Below are 17,630 nucleotides of genomic sequence, written 5' to 3' on the forward strand. Positions count from 1 at the left end.
TAGCGTGCCCCAAAACTACGCGCTTTCACTCGATGGCTCGTTGGTCTACTTTTCTCTTTTTCCTGCTTTCACTGTCTGGCCGGGCGCAACGTATTGCGTTTGAGTACGACACGCGCCCCACCATTGAGGTAGCGGGCCGCACCCTGCCCAATGGCTGGGCGGGCGGTCTGAATGCCTGCCAGTTTGCCACGCTGCCACTCGATGCCGACGCCCGCCCCGATCTGGTGGTGTTCGACCGGGTTACCAGCCGGATCAGCACCTTTCTGGCGACGACCGGCGCCAACAATGCGCTTTTCTGGCAACATGCCCCGCAGTATGAGCGCCTCTTCCCGACCATCGGCAATTGGTTTTATCTGGTCGATTATGATGGCGATGGCCGAAAAGATTTGTTTGCCTCGGCACCCAGCGGTATTCAGGTGTGGCGTAACGCCACGCCCACCAATGGCACCCTGACCTGGCAGTTGGTGACGGCGTCGCTACAGACCGATGCCCTGTCGGGCATTCGATCGAACGTGTACGTGGCCGGACCCGATACGCCCGCTATCACCGACCTCGATGGCGATGGCGACGTAGATGTGATAGCGTTCGACCCAACGGGTAACCAGGCGACATACTATCAGAACCTGAGCAAACAACGGACCAACGCCGCCGCTCCGGCCGGGCTCGACTTCCGGACGGAGCCGGGTTGCTGGGGCCGTTTCAAGAAAGAATTCTGTAATGATTTCACGGCCAATGCCGATTGCGCCGCCACTGGCGGTCGGCAGGGCGACCCTAATGGCCGGCCCAACCACACGGGGAACACCATCCGGCTCAACGATGTCGACGGTGATGGTAAGCCCGAGCTGATCTTTGGGTACGTTGATTGCAACAACCTGTCTGTGTTATACAATACTGGTCCCAGTAACCAAAATGCGGCTTTTACCCGATTCGAATACGATTTTCCGAAGAAAAATCCGGTGCGTTTTGCCTCGTTTCCCGCGGCTTTCTTTGAGGACCTCGACGGCGACGGCCTGACCGATATGGTGGCGTCGCCCAACGTCTACGTGAATGATCGGGGCCTATTCGATTTCCGAACGACGAACCACTTCTATCGTAATGCGGGCACGGCCAAAGCGCCCGATTATCAGTTGGTCAGAACGGATTTTCTGCAAAACGACATGCTGGATCTGGGCGAAAATGCCGCCCCGGCGCTGGTCGACCTCGACGGTGATGGCGATCTGGATTTGCTGGTTGGCAGCGGCGGGGTTCCGCTGGCCAATGGTTTTCGGGCGAGTTTGTGGCAGTTTGAGAACAAAGGCACAGCCAGTAGCCCGGCCTTTTCGCTCATCACGACGGATTACCTTGGCCTAACCACCACGGATTCGTTAACGTACCTGCGCCCGACCTTCGCCGACCTCGATGGCAATGGTTCGCTCGATCTGGTCCTGGCTGGTTTTTCCAAAACGGGCAGTGTGTTGCGGTGGCTACCCAACAGTGCCGCCAAAGGTGCCGCTATGCGCTTTACCCCCGCCACGGCCCGCAGTCTGACGCTATCGGATGGCTACTCAGCGGCGTCGCCCGTGCTCTTTACCGATTTCGATACTGACGGCAAGCCCGATTTGCTGGTAAGCGGCAGCGCAGGCAACATTAGCTATTACCGCAACAGCGGCTCGGTGAGCGAGCCGGCTTTTACGCTCGTAACCGACCGCTTCGCGGGTTTCGACTTTGCGTTTGATAACCGGAATGCCTCGCTGGCATTGACCGACGTAAATGGCGACAACCAGAAGCGGCTGATTCTGGCCACGCGAACGGGACAGTTGCGGGTTTACAAACTGGCGGCGCAACCCACGCAGGCGGCTACGCTGCTCGACACACTGGGTACGTTGCCAACTGCTGGCCTTAACCCCATTCTGGCCACGGGCGACCTTTCCGGTGATGGCCTGCCCGATTTAGTGCTGGGCAGTCTGGCGGGGGGGCTCAGGTACGTTCGTAACACATCGGATAAGGTATCGCCTGTACTGGCCATCGAACCCACCACGCCCTGGGCCTTTCCAAACCCCACCAATCGGTACGTAACTATCCGCGCGGCGCATGAGGGGCAGGTGGAGGTCATCAGCACTGATGGGCGGCGGGTGCTGACACCGGTGCGGGTGGGAGCCAACGTCGATCAATCGCTTGATCTGGGTACGTTATCGTCGGGAGTATACCTGCTACGGCTTACGGCGACCGATCAGCCAACAAAAGTGAGTCGGGTGGTGTTAGGTCGGTAAAGCTCAACGACCATGGAAAACCTGAATAACTCCGACCAACAGCTGAACGAACAGAACACGGGCGGGCCCCTGGAAGGCATGTCGCCTCAGTTCAACAATATGCCCGGCAACGACGTCAACGAAGAAAACGCCGTTTATGCTGAATTTGGCCTCGACGGTCAACCCGACGTAATGAACCCCGGTGACGAAGAGGCTTCGGACACCATTCTGTATACCGACAATGCCGTCGCGACGGACATAACCGATATGGTGGCCGAAACTGAAACGGATGATACGCTGCCTGCCGAGTTTTATAATGATCCCGACAACGTCAGCGAGGCTCGGATGGAAGCCGAGATGGATATACTTGGCGACGACGAAGCCCCCCAATCGGAAGCCGATGCCCGCAATGCGGAATACGGCGAAAATTTCAACGGAAGAGCTTAGAAGGAGTTCAAAAGAGAAGGTCCAAGGTTCAATACCGGGTAAATAATATCACCCGGTATTGAACCTTGGACCTTCTCTTTTGATTTGATGTCATTTCCCGAATGCTGCCTTACCAGCATCCAGGAAGGCCACAAACTTGTCGACACTGAGGTTGTAGTTGATGGGGGACACCAGCAACGTACCTGTATCGTCGACGAGGCAGTAGTGCGGCTGGGCGTTGTTGTTATACTTTACCACTTGTAGGTCGGCATTCTGCGCACCAATCGTCTTTTTGGTTTTTTGATCATAGCCCGACGTATACCATTCCGCTTCGGGTAGTTCGGTTTTATCATCGACGTACAGCGCGACCACCACATAGTCGTTTTGCAGGCGCGACAGCACCTTCGGGTCACTCCACACGCGTTGCTCCATCTCGCGGCAATTGACGCAACCGTGACCAGTAAAATCGATAAAGACGGGCTTCTTCACGGTTTTTGAATAGGCCAACGCTTCTTTATAATCGAAAAAGCCCGGCAAGCCGTGGGGCAATTTGAACAGATTACCATGCCGGACGGCGGTCGTTTGTTGAGTCGCCGCTGCGGCCGGGCCACCACGCGAGATAAAGTCCTGCGTAGCCAACGGAGGCAGGTAGCCCGCCAGTGCGTTGAGCGGCGCCCCCCACATCCCCGGAACCATGTAAACCACAAACGTAAACGTTACGATCGCCAGCAGCAGGCGCGGGATACTCACCTTGGTATCATTGCCACCCGTAAGTTGCACCGTGCCACTCGTGGGCGTGCCGGTCAGCGTTAATTGCCCGGCCGCATCTGACTCGGCCAGGACGCCAACGGGTTGGTTCATGACACCGCGAATGGCAAACTCGCGCAGATTCAGTTTACCGGTCGAAACGGGGGCGCTGTCGTGGGGTAGTTTGAGCTTACCCAGCAGGTAGAAGCCCAGCATGCTGAAAATGACGATCCAGAAGGCCAGATAGACTTCCCGATCGAGCAAATGCCAGTGGTAAACCTGATCGGCAATGCTCAGGAATTTGAGCGCCAGAGCTAGTTCCAAGAAACCCAGTACCACCTTCACGGCATTGAGCCAGCCACCCGATTTGGGCAGTTTCTGCAACCACTGCGGGAAGAGCGCAAACAAGGTAAAGGGAATGGCAAAGGCAGCTGAAAACGCCGCCATCCCCACGATGGGCTTCACCACTTCGCCACCCGCCGAGGCCACTAGCAAGCTACCCACGATGGGGCCCGTGCACGAAAACGACACCAGCACCAGCGTGAAGGCCATGAAAAAAATACCAGCCAGCCCACCCCGCTCCGACGCCGCGTCGGCCCGGTTGACAATGGAGCTGGGCAGCGTGATTTCGAACAGCCCGAGAAACGACAGGCCAAAGACGAAGAAGACGGCGAAAAAGAGCAGGTTAGGCAGCCAGTGCGTGCTGACGAAGTTGGCAAAACCCGGCCCATTGATGCGCGACACCACTGTGCCGATGAGTACATAGATACCGATGATCGACGCGCCATAGAGCAATGCCTTCCACGAACCCCCTTTCTGGTTCGTAAAAAAGCTGACCGTCATGGGAATAATCGGAAACACGCAGGGTGTCAGCAATGCCGCCAGACCGGCCAGAAAAGCCGCCAACGCAAACGCCCATAATGATTGCTCCTGCCCCTCGACAGGCGTAGCGGCCAACGAAGCCTGGGCCGAAGCACGTGTTTCTGTCTGCTGGGTCAATGTATCGGTCCCCGTCGCTACTGTGTTAGTAGCAGCTGCCATTTCGGTGGGTAATGGCTGTGTAGCCGAGGCAACGGGCGTAGCGGTTGTTGTTGCCGCAGGTACGTTGGTAATAGTTGTCGCAACGGTTGTCGACGTGGCAGTAGTAGCGGCGGCTACTGTTACCTTCTCCGAAACATCAAAATCATCATTAACGGGCACACATAGACCATTATCCTGGCAGGTTTGACCTTCGATCGTCCCCTTGATTACAGGCTTAGAAGCTTGTAATCGGATTTTCTGACTGAAAGTCGCCGGATTGGGCATGATATAGACGTCGCCCTCAAAAACTTCTTCATACTTAGTCGTATAGCCAGCCGACTCCAGTTCACCAACCAAGTCAAAAGTGCCGTTTTTAATCAGCGTCAGTGCAGTAGGCAACGGTCCACTACCATCAAGTTTAGGATTAGTTTTAGCGGCATACATATGCCAACCTTCTTTCGAACGCGCAGTAATACGTAACGTAACCACATCGCCAACTTTAGCTTTAGCAGGCGTTATGGTATACATAAACGTAGTGGGTTTGCTTAACTCTTTCTGGCCAAACTGAGCTAGACTAGGCAGCGATATAAATAAAAGATAAAGCCCAAATAGAGCATGCAGATGGGTAGTGAGCCGAGTCATGATAAATACAGCAACTGACTTTGTTACGTCGGTAATATCTTACGTGTTGCTACCGTAACAGATTTTGAACCAAAAATAGTCTATACCCCAAAAAAACACCGCCCCGGCACTAACCAGAACGGTGTTTGCAAACCCCAACCGATCGCGTTGGGCATTTGGTTTGATCAAGTAGCGCCCGGTATGCCCAACGGCTTCGTTTTTCCTTATCCCGTTGTTTATCTCCAGACACCAACAACTTACCAAATTGTAAGTCAATACTCAAAGAGAACTGGATTCAACGGTCCATCGGGCGTCGACCCAACGGGCCAGTTGCTAAGCCAGGTAGCCCAGTCGTTTTGCTGGTAAGCATTACGCGGCGCCATCACCACCTGATCCTTATCCATGTAAATCATGGTCATCACCTTGCGGGCGGTGTCGGCCGTGTTGGCGCCTGCCCGGTGGAAGGTCCAGCCGGCGTGGAAACTTACTTCGCCTAACTCAAAGGGCGTATCGTTGACGTCGAAATTCAGCTTGTGTAGTTCACCGGATAGTACCTTCTCGCTTGCATCACTAATCTCCAGATCGCGACCGAGTTCGACGCGCTGACTTTTGGCCGCGAAGGCCAGCGGCCCCATGTTCATGGGCGTTTCCTGCAACGGAATCCAGACCGTGACGGTGTTCGGCGATGCCAGCGGCCAATAGAACTGATCGGCATGCCAGGGCGTAATCCCCCCCGACGGCTCTTTGTACAATGCCTGATCGTGATAGAGACGCACGCCGTTTACGCCCATAAGGTCCGTGGCAATTTTAGCCAGTCGTTTGCTGAACACAAACGCTTTGGCTGTCTCGTCTTTCGTCCAGAGGTTCATGATCTGAAGAAACGCCCGCTCATAGGTGGTCCGTTCTTCCATAGGTTTTGTCAGCGTATTAAGCCGAACCACCAGATCAGTAATAATGGGGCCATAGTAGTCGATCAGGTCAGGGCTAAGTACGTTCTTCAGTTTAACGTACCCGTTTTCCTGATAGAAGGCGACAGCCTCCCTTGATACTTCATAAGGCTCCTGCAAACGGTCTTGCAATGTAGCGTCGGTAGTCAGTGCCTGCATATACTACTATGTTGGGATGTTTTAGAACATTACTCATGTTACCACCAATCAAAAATAGAATGATCAACGGCGCGATTTACCGCTATTATTGCTCCCTTTATGGTCTTTTTTGACTAATTTTCGCAGTATAACCTGCAAACGGGTTAAGATTTACCAATGAAAGCGCTCTATGAAAAGGTTACCATCAACGAGGAACATTCACTTGTTGTGAAGCACCTCCGGCTCCCTGCGTTTGATGCCCCCTGGCATTATCACCCGGAATATGAGCTGACTCACATCGTTCGTAGCACCGGAAAGCGGTTTGTAGGTGATCATGTCAGCGATTTCGAAGCGGGCGATCTGGTGCTGGTTGGCCCCAATCTGCCGCACTTCTGGCGGAATGACGATGAGCAACCGGCCGATGCTCCGGCAGAAGCCGTGGTCATTCAGTTCACGTCGCTGCTCAACGATAGCCTGCTGCGGGTTTTCCCCGAAGCGCAGGCGCTTCGGCAGTTGCTGCAACGGGCGCAGTTTGGGCTGCGCTTCAGTGCAGCGGCCGTGGCCAACATCGGCCCACGCCTGTTGGGTATCGCTCAGTTTGATGGCATGAATCAGGTGCTGGAATTGCTCGGCATTCTGAATGCACTCGCCGCCGACCGCGACAGCCGGCTACTGGCTTCCGACAGTTACCAGCTTTCGGCCAGCGAAGCCGAAACAGAGCGCATGAAACGAGTGCTGGAATATATCCTGAAACATTTCCGCGACGAGATTCGGGTAGAGCAGATTGCGTCGGTGGCGGGTATGGCGCCGGCGGCATTTTGTCGGTATTTCCGCAAACGAACCAACAAGTCGTTTGTCGAATACCTGAATGAGCTGCGTATCAGCCACGCCCGCAAGTTGCTCACTCACGCCGACCTCAGCGTGGGGCAGGTAGGGCTTGAGTGCGGCTTTAACAACATCTCGCATTTCCACCGGCAGTTTAAACAGCAAACCGGCACCACGCCTCTGCGTTACCAGGCCACTTACCGCGAAACCCAGGCACCACCGCGGGCCGCCATGCCAAGCCTGTCCTAATTACCCCGCTCAACACGACTAACCGCTTTGGCGCTCGCTACACACGTTTCCAGTTCGTTACGACACGGCCCGGTCGAAGGGCATCAGTTTGGCTATTCACGCCTGCCATGGCCCCGCCCGATTCCCGTCTGGACGTATTATGTAGATGGCTTACTGATCGATACGGGGTCACGCTACACGCAACGCGCCGTTTTACAGACCTACCAGCCCTACCACATCGAGCAAATTGCCCTGACGCACTTCCACGAAGACCACGCCGCCAATGCGGCGGCGTTGGCGCGGCAGCACCGTTGCCCGGTTCGCTGCGGCTCGCTCACGGCCGAACGAATTGCCCACCCATATCACCTCCTGCCCTACGAGCGCTACTGGTTTGGCCCCATCGAGCCTTGTTCGGCGGCAGCGGGCATCGAGGTGCTGGCAACGTACCCAGCACCAGTCGAGACGGCGCATCATCGGTTTCTGCCCATCCGCACCCTCGGCCATTCCGACGACCACCACGTACTGCTGGAGCCCAACGAAGGCTGGCTTTTCTCGGGCGATTTTTATGTAGGCAACCTGCGCGTATTCCGGCGCGGCGAGAACATTTACCAGCAGATAGACGCCGCCAAAACCCTGCTCACTTACGATTTCGACACGCTGTTCTGCGGCCATCGCCCTGTTCTGAAAAATGCAAAGACAGCCATTTGGGCCAAAATCGAACACCTGCAGCGCATCGTCGATCAGTCGCTCGAAGGGCAGCGGCGTGGCCTCACCGAGGCAATGATTCGGCGGCGAATTGGGCTGCGCGAAGATTGGTTTATGCGGGCTTTTACCAGCAACGATGTAGCCGTAACGTACCTGATCCGGTCGGCCCTGCGTGACCGCGCGTCAGCCGCCGATTAGTCTTCGAGTACGTTACCCAGCGGCGTGTTTTTCAACAGCAAGGTAAACACCAGAAGAACCACACCCCAGCGCAGATAAGGTCGGTATTGGTCCTGAACGTCTTCGTGGGTCTCAACGTATGTAGGTGCCCGTTCGAGACGATCAATGCGGGCAAATACCTGCCGAAGCTGCCCCACATCGGTTACCCGGAAGAAGTAGCCCTGCCCCATTTCAGCGATCGATTTCAGAATGCCTTCATCAAACTGCGAGGCAAGGCTTCCGTCTTCGGTCCGCGCCGACCGTTTCCCCACGGCGATGGTATAGATTTTCACGTTGAAGGGAGTCGCCAGCCGAGCCACCGTCAGCGGATCGAGGTTGCCCGCGGTGTTATCGCCGTCGCTGAGCAGCACCAGCACCCGGCTGCGGGCGGGCGAATCACGCAGCCGGTTAATGCCCCTTGCCAGCGCGTCGCCAATCGCCGTACCGGTGGTGCGCACCAGATTGGGGCTCAACTCGCGCAGGTATTGCCGAAGAAGGGTGTAGTCGGTTGTGAGGGGGCAGAGCGAATAGGCTTCACCCGCAAACACGACCAGCCCGATGCGGTCGTGCTGCCGACCCGCCACAAATTGCTGCGCTACCTGCCGGGCCGCCGCCAGCCGGTTCGGTTTCAGGTCGGTTTCCAGCATCGACGACGACACGTCGAGGGCCAGCATGATGTCGATGCCTACCGATTGCTCTTCGCGCAACTGCCGTACCGTCTGCGGCCGCGCCAGTGCCATCAGCAAAAAAGCCATCGACAACCACAAAGACAGCGGAACCAGCAGTCGGAGCGAACTGACAAACCGCGCCCACCCACCGGGCCGGACGCCCGCCAGACCCAGCCCCGATATTCGAAGCTGTTGCCGATAGCGTTGCCCCAGCACATTCCGAAACAGAAACAGGCTGATTGTCAACGGGATCAACAGCAATGCCCACCGATTATCGTAGTGAAACGATTGTAGGGTCGACGGCATCAGCCAATAAAGTGAGTACCAGGGCATACGTATCAATAAACAACCTTACCCAGGACACCAGCGGGGGCCCTGGGATTACTAATTAATTTTTTCGCGCCGTCGCTGATACGCATCCATTGCCACGTCGCGTAACACCCGCAACGCCAGCGGCGACTGATCGGTAAATGCGCCACCGTAGATCATCCGGTCGGTTTCGCGCAGGGCATCGGCCACGCGGTCGTCGCCAATTCGCTGGGCAATCTCGCTACTCGTCAGCGACGTATAGGGTTGCCGCTCCGTTTTCTCCAGGTACTGCTTCCACGCCACAATCGCCTGATTGGTTAGCTCACCGGTCGATTCCGGGCCAACGTTACGGGTCAGCTGATTGTAGGTTGTCATGAACCGCAGGTGTTTCCGAGCCAAAACGTATAGGGCCCAGCGTTGGCGAAGCGCTTTCCCAAATAAAATGTAAACGGCCGCCAGCACTACCCCTACCACCATCGTCACCAGCACCAGGTTGGCGTAGTTAAGTTGCTGTGGTAACGGGGCCAACGTCGTATCGGGTTTCAGCCGAAGGGTATCCGGCCGGGCCGAGGCTAGCACCGATGAGTACAGAAACACCGTATCGGGCGACGACAACACAGCCGTACAGTCGGCGCCGGTAAGCAGATAGACAGGCACCTGCAACACCCGCGCCCGGCTCACTTCAAACGAAACCAGCGTATATACCGCGCTGTCGACACTGACGCCCTGCCGGGTGCGGGTCGGAAACACTGACAAACCACGTACCCAGAACGGCGCAAACTGCCGGGCCGTATCCGGAAACAGCACATCCTGCGCGGCAGGGTGGCGCACCGTTAGTGCATAGCGAAACGGCCGGCCCACCTCGATGGTATCGTCAATGAACGTACCCACGGGCTGAGCCTCACAGTACGCAGTAAAATACAGTATACAGTATACAGTGAGCACTATACCTAGCGCCCGTTGTAATCTGTTCGTCACTGCATACTGCATACTGTCCCTCATTGTACATTGTCACTTACCGGTACTTCCTGACCCGGAAAAGTTCTGCTAAGGTCGGGACAAAATCGGCCTGTGCGTCCAGCGCCACGTAATCGGCGTCGTATTGACGGCAGAGGCGTTCGAGGCGGGCGCGGCTTTGCGCAAACTGTTCCCGAAGTGCATTTCGGAAGCGTGGGGCCGATGTATTGAGCCAGATCGTTTGCTTCAGCTCGGTATCGAAAACCGGTACTACACCCAGTTGAGGCAGGTTAATCTCGCGGGGATCGTAGAAATGAATCACCACCAGATCGTGCTTCCGGGCCAGCGCTTTCAGGTTGTGTTCATACCCCTGATCGATAAAATCAGAGAGCAGAAAAATCAGGCTACGGCGCTTCAGCACATTCATGGTAAACAGCAGCGCGTCGGCCACGTTGGTTTTCACCGACTGCGGCTCCAGTTTGCCCAGCGCCGTGATCATTTGATAGCCCTGTTTGAGCGTATTGGCCGGTTTCATGTACTTTTCCTTCTGATCCGAGAAACAGTACATGCCGACATGACTGGCTTCGTTGATGGCCGACATGGCCAGTGCCCCACACACGTCTTTGGTCGTATCCAGCTTAGACCGCTGAAACGAACCCACTTGCTGTGAGGCACTTACGTCGACCACAAAAAAGACCGTCTGATCTTTTTCTTCGCGAAACACTTTCACGAAGGCCCCGTGTCCTTTCGACGATACGTTCCAGTCGATTGCCCGCACATCGTCGCCATACTGATAGGGGCGCAAATCGGCGAATTCAAGGCCCGACCCTTTGAACACCGACCGAAAATTGCCCCGCATCTGCGAGCTGACGGCCTTCCGAATCCGGATTTCGAACTCACGGGCTCTGATCAAAAAATCGTTCATTTAACGAATTTTAGCACCTGCTTTCTGTTAAAAGTACGGCACGGCAGCGTTAAGGTAGTGCGCTTGTACCGACGTAGTCGCAATTGCCCGGTACAGATAAGCCGGATATACTACCAAAGCCATTCTTTGCGGACTAGTTTTCAAATTTAATCAGGATGCTACGATTCCTTTCTGTTGTGTTTTTTGGGCTTATGGCGTTGGGATGCGGCTCGTCGGAGAGTCAGCTGGGCGAGAAACCGGCCAATCTGGTTCCCGAAGAAACCATGGTCAAGATACTGGCGCAGGTCCATCTCAACGAGGCACGGATCAGCAAATACAGCCTCGGTTCGACAGATTCCGCTTCGATCCTGTTCAACCGCCTACAGGCCAAAACCCTGAAGCAATACGGTGTGGATACCTCGGCCTACACCAAAAGCTACATCTACTACTCAGCCCGACCGGCCGATCTGGCCCGTATCTACGAACGCGTAGTCGAGCAGCTCAAAGAGGTTCAGAAAGCCAAAGAAAAAGTGGTGAGTAAAAAGCCCATTTCTTGAGCCCGCAGGTAAATAAACTAGTTAATCGTTTGAGGTTCATACAAACGATTTGTTTATCAGCCGTAGGCAGAAACTAGGCATTTACGTAACTTGAGGGGCTAATCGTCCGGTTAATGCTCACACGTCTATTCACGTACCGCTACATCCTGGCTTTGTCGCTTATTGCTGGCCTGACCATCTGGGGGCAGGTGCTAATTCAGCGCCAACTCGACAAACAGGAGAACGATTCTTGGCTGATCAACGAGGCCGGTCGGCAGCGCTTTCGTAGTCAGATGATCGTGAAAGATGTCATGTTGTTACTGGATGCACCGGTGGCAGCGAATGCACAAACGGCGCGGGCGCAACTGAACAGCACGTTGAACCAGTGGGCCACCTATCATCAGCAACTGAAGTCGGGTAACCTTACGGACCGGCGCGCCCAATCGCAAAATAGCGCGGCGATTCAGGGCATGTTTGCCGCCCTGGAGCCTCATTTTACGGCTATTCAGCAGGAGGCTCGTCGGTTTACCCAGCCAACCCTTTCCCCAACCGATGCCCGTAGCGCCGTAGCCATTATTCTTCAGCACGATTCGGCTTTTTTAAGCCAGATGGACAAAATCGTGCAGCAATATGAAGCCGAGGCAAGCCAGAAAATCGCGGCCCTCCGCCAAACAGAACTGTTGCTGTTGGCGATCACGCTGCTTGTGCTTGTGCTCGAAGCGATCTTTATTTTCCGACCTGCCGTACGGGCACTGGGCCAGACGCTTGGTCAGCTGACCGCGGCGCAGGAGAATACTCAATCTATGAATCACGATTTACAACAAAGCAATCAGGCCTTGCAGGACGCTCAGGGAAAGTTGTTGCGCGAATCGGCGTTGCGACACCAGCAACAAATGAACGAGCAGGTTGTGCGAATGGCGGCCCTTATGCAAGGTCAGGAAGAAGAACGCCGCCGGTTGTCGCATGATCTGCACGACGGCCTTGGCCAAATGCTGACGGGTCTTAAATTGTTGGTCGAGAACGTACGGTCGGTGCATCTGCTGCCGGAGAAAGAACAGCGCGCCTATGCGAACCTGAAAGATCTGGTGATTAAAACGATTCAGGAAACGCGCCAGATTTCGAATAACCTGATGCCCCCTGTACTGAGCGATTTTGGGCTTGAGCCAGCCCTGCGGCAATTGGTCGATCAGAAGGTGCGCCAAACCGGCCTCACGATCCTGATCGAGTCGGAAGGCGACATTGGGCGGCTTGATCCTGCCGTCGAAATTGGCCTGTATCGCATTGCCCAGGAAGCACTCAACAATGCCATCAAGCACGCCGACGCCGACGAGATTGATGTGCTGCTGCAAATCAGTGGCGACAACCTGCTCATGACAATCAGCGACAATGGGCGCGGCGTGGCAGCGGCAGCACCGGAATCAATTTTGAACGGACATGGGCTGCACAATATGCGCGAGCGGGCCCGGCTGCTCAACGGCGTTTTCCGCCTCGCGTCGGAAGTTGACCGGGGCACTCGCGTGATCGTTACGATTCCGCTGGGTACGTCGCCCACGCCCGATGCGGCCGTGGTGCGCCGGGCGGCTGTCGCCTGATCGGCTACCGGTCTACTTCGCCCATAACCAGATCCAGTGAGCCAATGACGGCTACGAGGTCGGCCAGCATACTCCCCCGGCTGATATCGGGTAACACCGAAAGGTTATGATACGAGCACGACCGGCAATGCGACCGCACCGGTATGTCGGAGCGGCCATCGGTGCGGAAGAAGAAGCCGAGTTCACCTTTGGCGCTTTCGCCCCGAAAATAGAAATCGCCCGCCTTGGGCCTGATTTTCTTGGGTACAATCGCGTGGGGGTCAAAATCGGAGGTACGTCGGTAATCCGTCGTAAGCCGGTCGAGGCACTGCTCGATGATCTTAATGGACTCCCAGCACTCCTGCACGCGCACGTAGTTACGGTCCCAGCAATCACCCACCGTCCCGACCAGCCCCGTGCCCACAGGTACGTCGAAATCAAGTTCGGGATACACCGAGTAGGCATCGACCCGGCGCAGGTCGTAGCGCAGGCCTGACCCACGTAACACCGGCCCCGTGCAGCCATAGTCAATGGCGACTGGCAGGGGCAGCACACCCACGTTGGCCGTTCGCTGAATGAAAATCTTGTTGTCGATCAGGACCTCCTGCAACTCCACCAATTTGGGTTTCAGGTACGTGATAAACTCACGACAACGCTCTTCAAACCCCACCGGCAGGTCGAAAAACAGCCCTCCGATCCAGATATAGTTGTAGAGCATACGGGCTCCACTCACCCATTCGAGCATTCGCTGAATGTGTTCCCGGTCGCGCATAACCCACAGGAAAGGCGTGAACGCACCGATATCGATCCCGTAGGTACCAATGGCGACAAAGTGTGAGGCAATCCGGTTCAGCTCGGCCACCAGTACCCGGATGTATTCGATGCGCTTAGGAATGTCGTTTTCGATGCCCAGCATCCGCTCCACGGCCATCGCCCAGATGTGTTCGCCATTCATGGCAGCCAGGTAATCGAGCCGGTCGACGAAGGGAATACCCTGGTTGAAAGGCACTTGTTGCGTATGCGCCTCGAAACAGCGATGCAGGTAACCGAGGTGCGGCACCACGTCGACGATGATCTCGCCGTCGGTAATGATCTCCAGCCGCAGCACACCGTGCGTACTGGGGTGCTGCGGCCCCATGTTCAGGATCAGCTCCCCGTCAGCCAGTTGATCGGGCTCGTACAGGTTCGGCTCCGAGGCGCGAAAATGGCCGGGGCTGTATTCGTACTGGATGCGATTGGTAGGCTCGCTGATCGGTGTCGTCATAACGCTGCAAAGATAAGCGTTCCAACCGGCAGCACCCGATGTTGATTACTGCTTCAGCGAGCTATAGATGGCTTCGTGAATGCGGCGGCGGAGCCGGGTCGTATTGATGGCGTTGTTGCCTCCCGTGGGGAACAGCCGATTCGACAGGAAGACAAACACCAGTTCTTCGGCGGGATCGACCCACACTACATTGCCGGTAAAGCCCGTGTGCCCAAACGATTGGGCCGAGGCCTGCGGAGCCAGGTAGCTGCTGGTGTTGCTTTCGGCGTTGGGCTTATCCCAGCCCAGCGCCCGGTGGCTCCGGTTACTGATCGTCTGCGTAAAGTAAGGTACCGTCAGGGGTTGCAGAATGCGCGTACCGCCATAAAGCCCCCGTTGCAGGTTCATCTGGAGCAGCTTGGCAATATCATGAGCGTTGCCAAACAGGCCCGCGTGCCCCGAGATGCCCCCCTGTACAGCCGCCATCTGATCGTGCACCGTGCCGACAAGTAGCTGATTCCGGAAATAGGTATCCTGTTCCGTAGGCGCACAGTGTGGATTGGTCAGCTTTTGCAGGGGCGTAAACGTCAGCCATTTCAAGCCCAGCGGGCCGTAAATTTCCCGCTCCACAAACCGGTCGAGCGGCTGCTTACTGACGCGTTCTACGATCTTCTGCAACATCAGAAAACTCAGGTCGCTATAAACGAATGAAGGCTTGCCATCGGCATCGACTTTCCGCGACAGGGGCGATTGAATCACCCATTTCCAGACCGAATCTTTCACCGCTGGCACCGCCCAGAGCGTAGGAGCTATCTGTAACGTGTGGGCACTATCGGCTTTGTTACTGTAATAAGCCGGATTCAACGTACCTGACGACGTACGCGTGCGGTCCCAAAGAGTCGGGTAAAACGAGATCAGACCCGCCTGATGCCAGAGCAAGTCCTGCAAGGTCATGTTTTGTTTGTTACTGCCTTTCAGTTCGGGCAGGTACGTCGACGCCTTTTCCGAGAGGTTGATGCTACCCTGATCATACAGGACCATAACGGCTTGCAGCGTAGCCAGCACTTTTGTCAGCGACGCCAGGTCGTAGAGGGTATTATCGCTCACCTTCTCGGCATTGCTGGCGTAGGTCAGGGCCCCAAAATTTTTGTCGTAAACGATCTTGCCTTTGCGGGCGATCAGAATCTGGCAGCCGGGAATAACCCGGTCGTGAACAGCCAGTTCGGTCATCTTGTCGATTTTGGCCAGTTCGCTGGCTTTCATGCCTACACTCTCAGGCGTAGCCGGCACAAGTCGCCCGGTTGGGTCGGGCACCAGCCCAATACCCTCCTTGAAGTCGCCGCTCGAGATTGGCAGCGATCCTTTGGCTGGTAAAGCCCCAAAGATCACCTTGGCCGTAGCGCGCTGCATTTCTTCAAACTCCTGATACGAGCACAGCAGCACATCGGTATCGGTCAGCAGGTTCAGGCTGTAGGCCGATCCAAACGCCGCCACTACGACTTTTTTACCCTGCGCCCGCAGCCGCTGCAACAGCGATATAGTGTTCAGGTTGATGCCATATCGCCGGAAGGCCGACGTACTCATACCGTGCAGGCTCACTATTACGGTATTGGCGGAGCCGGTGCGCCCGATCAGTTCCGTAACGGCGGCTTCGCTTTGCGGCGGATCGGGTACGACAATGGGGTGCACAGGGGCCAGTTGAGCCAGCGTTTTCTGAAACGCGTTGCCCGACGTAGCGCCCATTGCAATGGATACGACTTCGCTGGAATCGGTGGTGGTTAGCGGAAGCAGCTGTTTCTGATCGCTGACGAGCGTAACAGCGTTTTCGCAAAGCTCCTGTTTCAGCGTTTTGGCCGCGGGCGAATTCAGGTCCTGAATCAGGTTAGCCAGCGGAATGGGCTTGTACTGCCCTAGCCCCGACCAGTATTTGGCCCGCAGGATCTTCCGCACTTTTTCATCGACAAAGGCTTGCGGCAACGTACCTGACTGGATCGCCTCGCGGATAACCCGGGTGGCTTCACGGATATTTTCGGGGTACAGCAGAATGTCGTTCCCGGCAATCAGCGCTTTCAGGTTCACGATCTCGGCGCGGTTGATGCGCGTCACACCGCCCATGTTCATGGCGTCGGTGAAGACCAGCCCCCGGAAACCCAGTTCTTTCTTCAACAGATCGGTCACGACCTTCTCCGACAGCGTAGCGGCGATAGCCGGCATCTGATTGTCGAACACCGGTACGTGCAAGTGGCCCGTTACCACGCCCATCAGGCTGTCGGCAATCAGCTTGCGGAACGGATACAGATCAATATCATGCAGTTTTTCCGACGACCGGCTAATAACGGGCAACGACGTATGCGAATCGACATTAGTATCGCCGTGACCGGGAAAATGCTTGGCGGTGGCAATGATGTGCTCAGCCTGCAGGCCTTTCATGTAGGCCGATGCCTTGGACGCCACGTTTTCTTTTCCTTCGCCAAACGACCGGATGCCGATGACCGGATTCTGCGGGTTGCTGTTGATGTCGGAAACGGGCGCGAAGTTGATGTGAATACCTAACCGGTGGCATTGCCGACCGATTTCGGCCCCCATGCGCTGAATCAGTTCGTTGTCGCGAATGGCCCCGAGTGTCATCTGCTTCGGAAACTCCATCGTGCTGTCGAGGCGCATACCCAGGCCCCATTCGCCATCAATACCGATAAACAACGGAATTTTCGACGCTGCCTGAAACCGGTTGGTCAGCACAGCCTGCCGATACGGCCCACCCTGAAAGAAGATAACCCCCCCGATGTGGTAGTTACGCACCAGGTGTTCGATGTAGATGCGGTGATTGTCGCTGTGGTTCGAGTAGGCCGCCACCATAAAAAACTGACCAATCTTCTGGTCAATCGTCATGGTATTGAATACACTGTCGACCCAGTGCTCGCCATCATTAGACATAGCCAGCACATCGACGCCCGCATCAAACGTAGCCAGGGGAATCGAACGAACCTTGCTCACCGGACGGCCTTCTGCGGGGCCGATAGCAAGGCTCCGGTTGGCGGTAGGTAGACGGAGCCGAAAAGTCTTCGAAAAACCGGGCCAGTTTGTGCCGCCACTCGACAGATAGGCCGCAACCAATAGGCTGGTAACAACAGTCAGCAGAACGATACGCTTCCGCATAAGTACGCTTTAGGTCAAAAATTTCTACAATCTCACGGTAGGTATTCGGCTCAAAAGTGGCTAGGAGACCCTAAAATTAGCCAATGCGCCGTTTAAACCATAGCCTTAGTGGAAAATAGCCACGATTTCCGCCGTTTGTTTGGCTAGCGAAGGGCTGCGTCATGGCTCCGCTTTGTGCTGACAGG

Annotated in this window: 13 protein-coding genes; 6 read left to right on the forward strand and 7 right to left on the reverse strand. The window is 55.9% G+C overall.

Going from position 1 to position 17,630, the window contains the following annotated elements:
* The first annotated feature begins 32 nt into the window (after positions 1-32).
* Entirely contained in the window at positions 33-2,249 is a 2,217-nt protein-coding gene (locus ACAW74_RS07725; protein ID WP_370697613.1) for an FG-GAP-like repeat-containing protein, read from the forward strand.
* 12 nt (positions 2,250-2,261) lie between these two features.
* Positions 2,262-2,675, forward strand: a complete 414-nt coding sequence (locus ACAW74_RS07730) for a hypothetical protein (protein ID WP_370697614.1) — start codon at positions 2,262-2,264, stop codon at positions 2,673-2,675.
* Positions 2,676-2,765: 90 nt separating this feature from the next.
* Here the strand turns inward: ACAW74_RS07730 and ACAW74_RS07735 are convergent, their stop codons facing one another.
* Together ACAW74_RS07735 and ACAW74_RS07740 are read right to left on the reverse strand one after the other, a co-directional pair.
* Complete coding sequence (locus ACAW74_RS07735; RefSeq protein ID WP_370697615.1) at positions 2,766-5,063, reverse strand: protein-disulfide reductase DsbD family protein; 2,298 nt, start codon at positions 5,061-5,063, stop codon at positions 2,766-2,768.
* A 251-nt stretch (positions 5,064-5,314) separates the two neighbouring features.
* Positions 5,315-6,148: a phytanoyl-CoA dioxygenase family protein gene (locus ACAW74_RS07740; RefSeq protein WP_370697616.1), complete on the reverse strand. Its 834-nt coding sequence runs from the start codon at positions 6,146-6,148 to the stop codon at positions 5,315-5,317.
* 156 nt (positions 6,149-6,304) lie between these two features.
* On the opposite strand from ACAW74_RS07740, the gene ACAW74_RS07745 reads away from it, so the two are divergent.
* Positions 6,305-7,201 (forward strand): helix-turn-helix domain-containing protein, encoded by an 897-nt coding sequence (locus tag ACAW74_RS07745; RefSeq protein ID WP_370697617.1) that lies wholly within the window; start codon positions 6,305-6,307, stop codon positions 7,199-7,201.
* A gap of 27 nt (positions 7,202-7,228) precedes the next feature.
* Positions 7,229-8,083: an MBL fold metallo-hydrolase gene (locus tag ACAW74_RS07750; RefSeq protein WP_370697618.1), complete on the forward strand. Its 855-nt coding sequence runs from the start codon at positions 7,229-7,231 to the stop codon at positions 8,081-8,083.
* On the opposite strand, the gene ACAW74_RS07755 is transcribed toward ACAW74_RS07750, so the two are convergent.
* From ACAW74_RS07755 to ACAW74_RS07765, 3 genes are all read right to left on the reverse strand, one after another.
* Positions 8,080-9,102, reverse strand: coding sequence for a vWA domain-containing protein (locus ACAW74_RS07755; RefSeq protein WP_370697619.1), 1,023 nt, complete (start codon positions 9,100-9,102; stop codon positions 8,080-8,082). The genes ACAW74_RS07750 and ACAW74_RS07755 overlap by 4 nt on opposite strands.
* A gap of 51 nt (positions 9,103-9,153) precedes the next feature.
* The gene (locus tag ACAW74_RS07760) at positions 9,154-9,969 is read right to left on the reverse strand and encodes a hypothetical protein (RefSeq protein WP_370697620.1); all 816 of its coding nucleotides are present in this window, start codon (positions 9,967-9,969) and stop codon (positions 9,154-9,156) included.
* A gap of 124 nt (positions 9,970-10,093) precedes the next feature.
* The gene (locus ACAW74_RS07765) at positions 10,094-10,960 is read right to left on the reverse strand and encodes a DUF58 domain-containing protein (RefSeq protein ID WP_370697621.1); all 867 of its coding nucleotides are present in this window, start codon (positions 10,958-10,960) and stop codon (positions 10,094-10,096) included.
* Positions 10,961-11,115: 155 nt separating this feature from the next.
* Here ACAW74_RS07765 and ACAW74_RS07770 point away from each other — a divergent pair, with 155 nt between their 5' ends.
* Both ACAW74_RS07770 and ACAW74_RS07775 read left to right on the forward strand, forming a co-directional pair.
* Positions 11,116-11,496, forward strand: a complete 381-nt coding sequence (locus ACAW74_RS07770; protein ID WP_370697622.1) for a DUF4296 domain-containing protein — start codon at positions 11,116-11,118, stop codon at positions 11,494-11,496.
* A 113-nt stretch (positions 11,497-11,609) separates the two neighbouring features.
* Positions 11,610-13,067, forward strand: coding sequence for an ATP-binding protein (locus tag ACAW74_RS07775; protein ID WP_370697623.1), 1,458 nt, complete (start codon positions 11,610-11,612; stop codon positions 13,065-13,067).
* A 4-nt stretch (positions 13,068-13,071) separates the two neighbouring features.
* On the opposite strand, the gene ACAW74_RS07780 is transcribed toward ACAW74_RS07775, so the two are convergent.
* Together ACAW74_RS07780 and ACAW74_RS07785 are read right to left on the reverse strand one after the other, a co-directional pair.
* On the reverse strand, positions 13,072-14,310 hold the full coding sequence (locus ACAW74_RS07780) for an NADH-quinone oxidoreductase subunit D (protein ID WP_370697624.1): 1,239 nt from the start codon (positions 14,308-14,310) through the stop codon (positions 13,072-13,074).
* 45 nt (positions 14,311-14,355) lie between these two features.
* Positions 14,356-17,445: a serine hydrolase domain-containing protein gene (locus tag ACAW74_RS07785; protein ID WP_370697625.1), complete on the reverse strand. Its 3,090-nt coding sequence runs from the start codon at positions 17,443-17,445 to the stop codon at positions 14,356-14,358.
* Positions 17,446-17,630 lie beyond the last annotated feature (185 nt).

The sequence above is a fragment of the Fibrella musci genome, assembly GCF_041321105.1.
Classification (GTDB): domain Bacteria; phylum Bacteroidota; class Bacteroidia; order Cytophagales; family Spirosomataceae; genus Fibrella; species Fibrella musci.

Excerpts from the sequence above, each read along its gene's own strand:
- ACAW74_RS07725 (WP_370697613.1), top strand. The coding sequence starts at position 33 with ATGGCTCGTTGGTCTACTTTTCTCTTTTTCCTGCTTTCACTGTCTGGC.
- ACAW74_RS07730 (WP_370697614.1), top strand. The coding sequence starts at position 2,262 with ATGGAAAACCTGAATAACTCCGACCAACAGCTGAACGAACAGAACACG.
- ACAW74_RS07735 (WP_370697615.1), bottom strand. The coding sequence starts at position 5,063 with ATGACTCGGCTCACTACCCATCTGCATGCTCTATTTGGGCTTTATCTT.
- ACAW74_RS07740 (WP_370697616.1), bottom strand. The coding sequence starts at position 6,148 with ATGCAGGCACTGACTACCGACGCTACATTGCAAGACCGTTTGCAGGAG.
- ACAW74_RS07745 (WP_370697617.1), top strand. The coding sequence starts at position 6,305 with ATGAAAGCGCTCTATGAAAAGGTTACCATCAACGAGGAACATTCACTT.
- ACAW74_RS07755 (WP_370697619.1), bottom strand. The coding sequence starts at position 9,102 with ATGCCCTGGTACTCACTTTATTGGCTGATGCCGTCGACCCTACAATCG.
- ACAW74_RS07765 (WP_370697621.1), bottom strand. The coding sequence starts at position 10,960 with ATGAACGATTTTTTGATCAGAGCCCGTGAGTTCGAAATCCGGATTCGG.
- ACAW74_RS07770 (WP_370697622.1), top strand. The coding sequence starts at position 11,116 with ATGCTACGATTCCTTTCTGTTGTGTTTTTTGGGCTTATGGCGTTGGGA.
- ACAW74_RS07775 (WP_370697623.1), top strand. The coding sequence starts at position 11,610 with ATGCTCACACGTCTATTCACGTACCGCTACATCCTGGCTTTGTCGCTT.
- ACAW74_RS07780 (WP_370697624.1), bottom strand. The coding sequence starts at position 14,310 with ATGACGACACCGATCAGCGAGCCTACCAATCGCATCCAGTACGAATAC.
- ACAW74_RS07785 (WP_370697625.1), bottom strand. The coding sequence starts at position 17,445 with ATGCGGAAGCGTATCGTTCTGCTGACTGTTGTTACCAGCCTATTGGTT.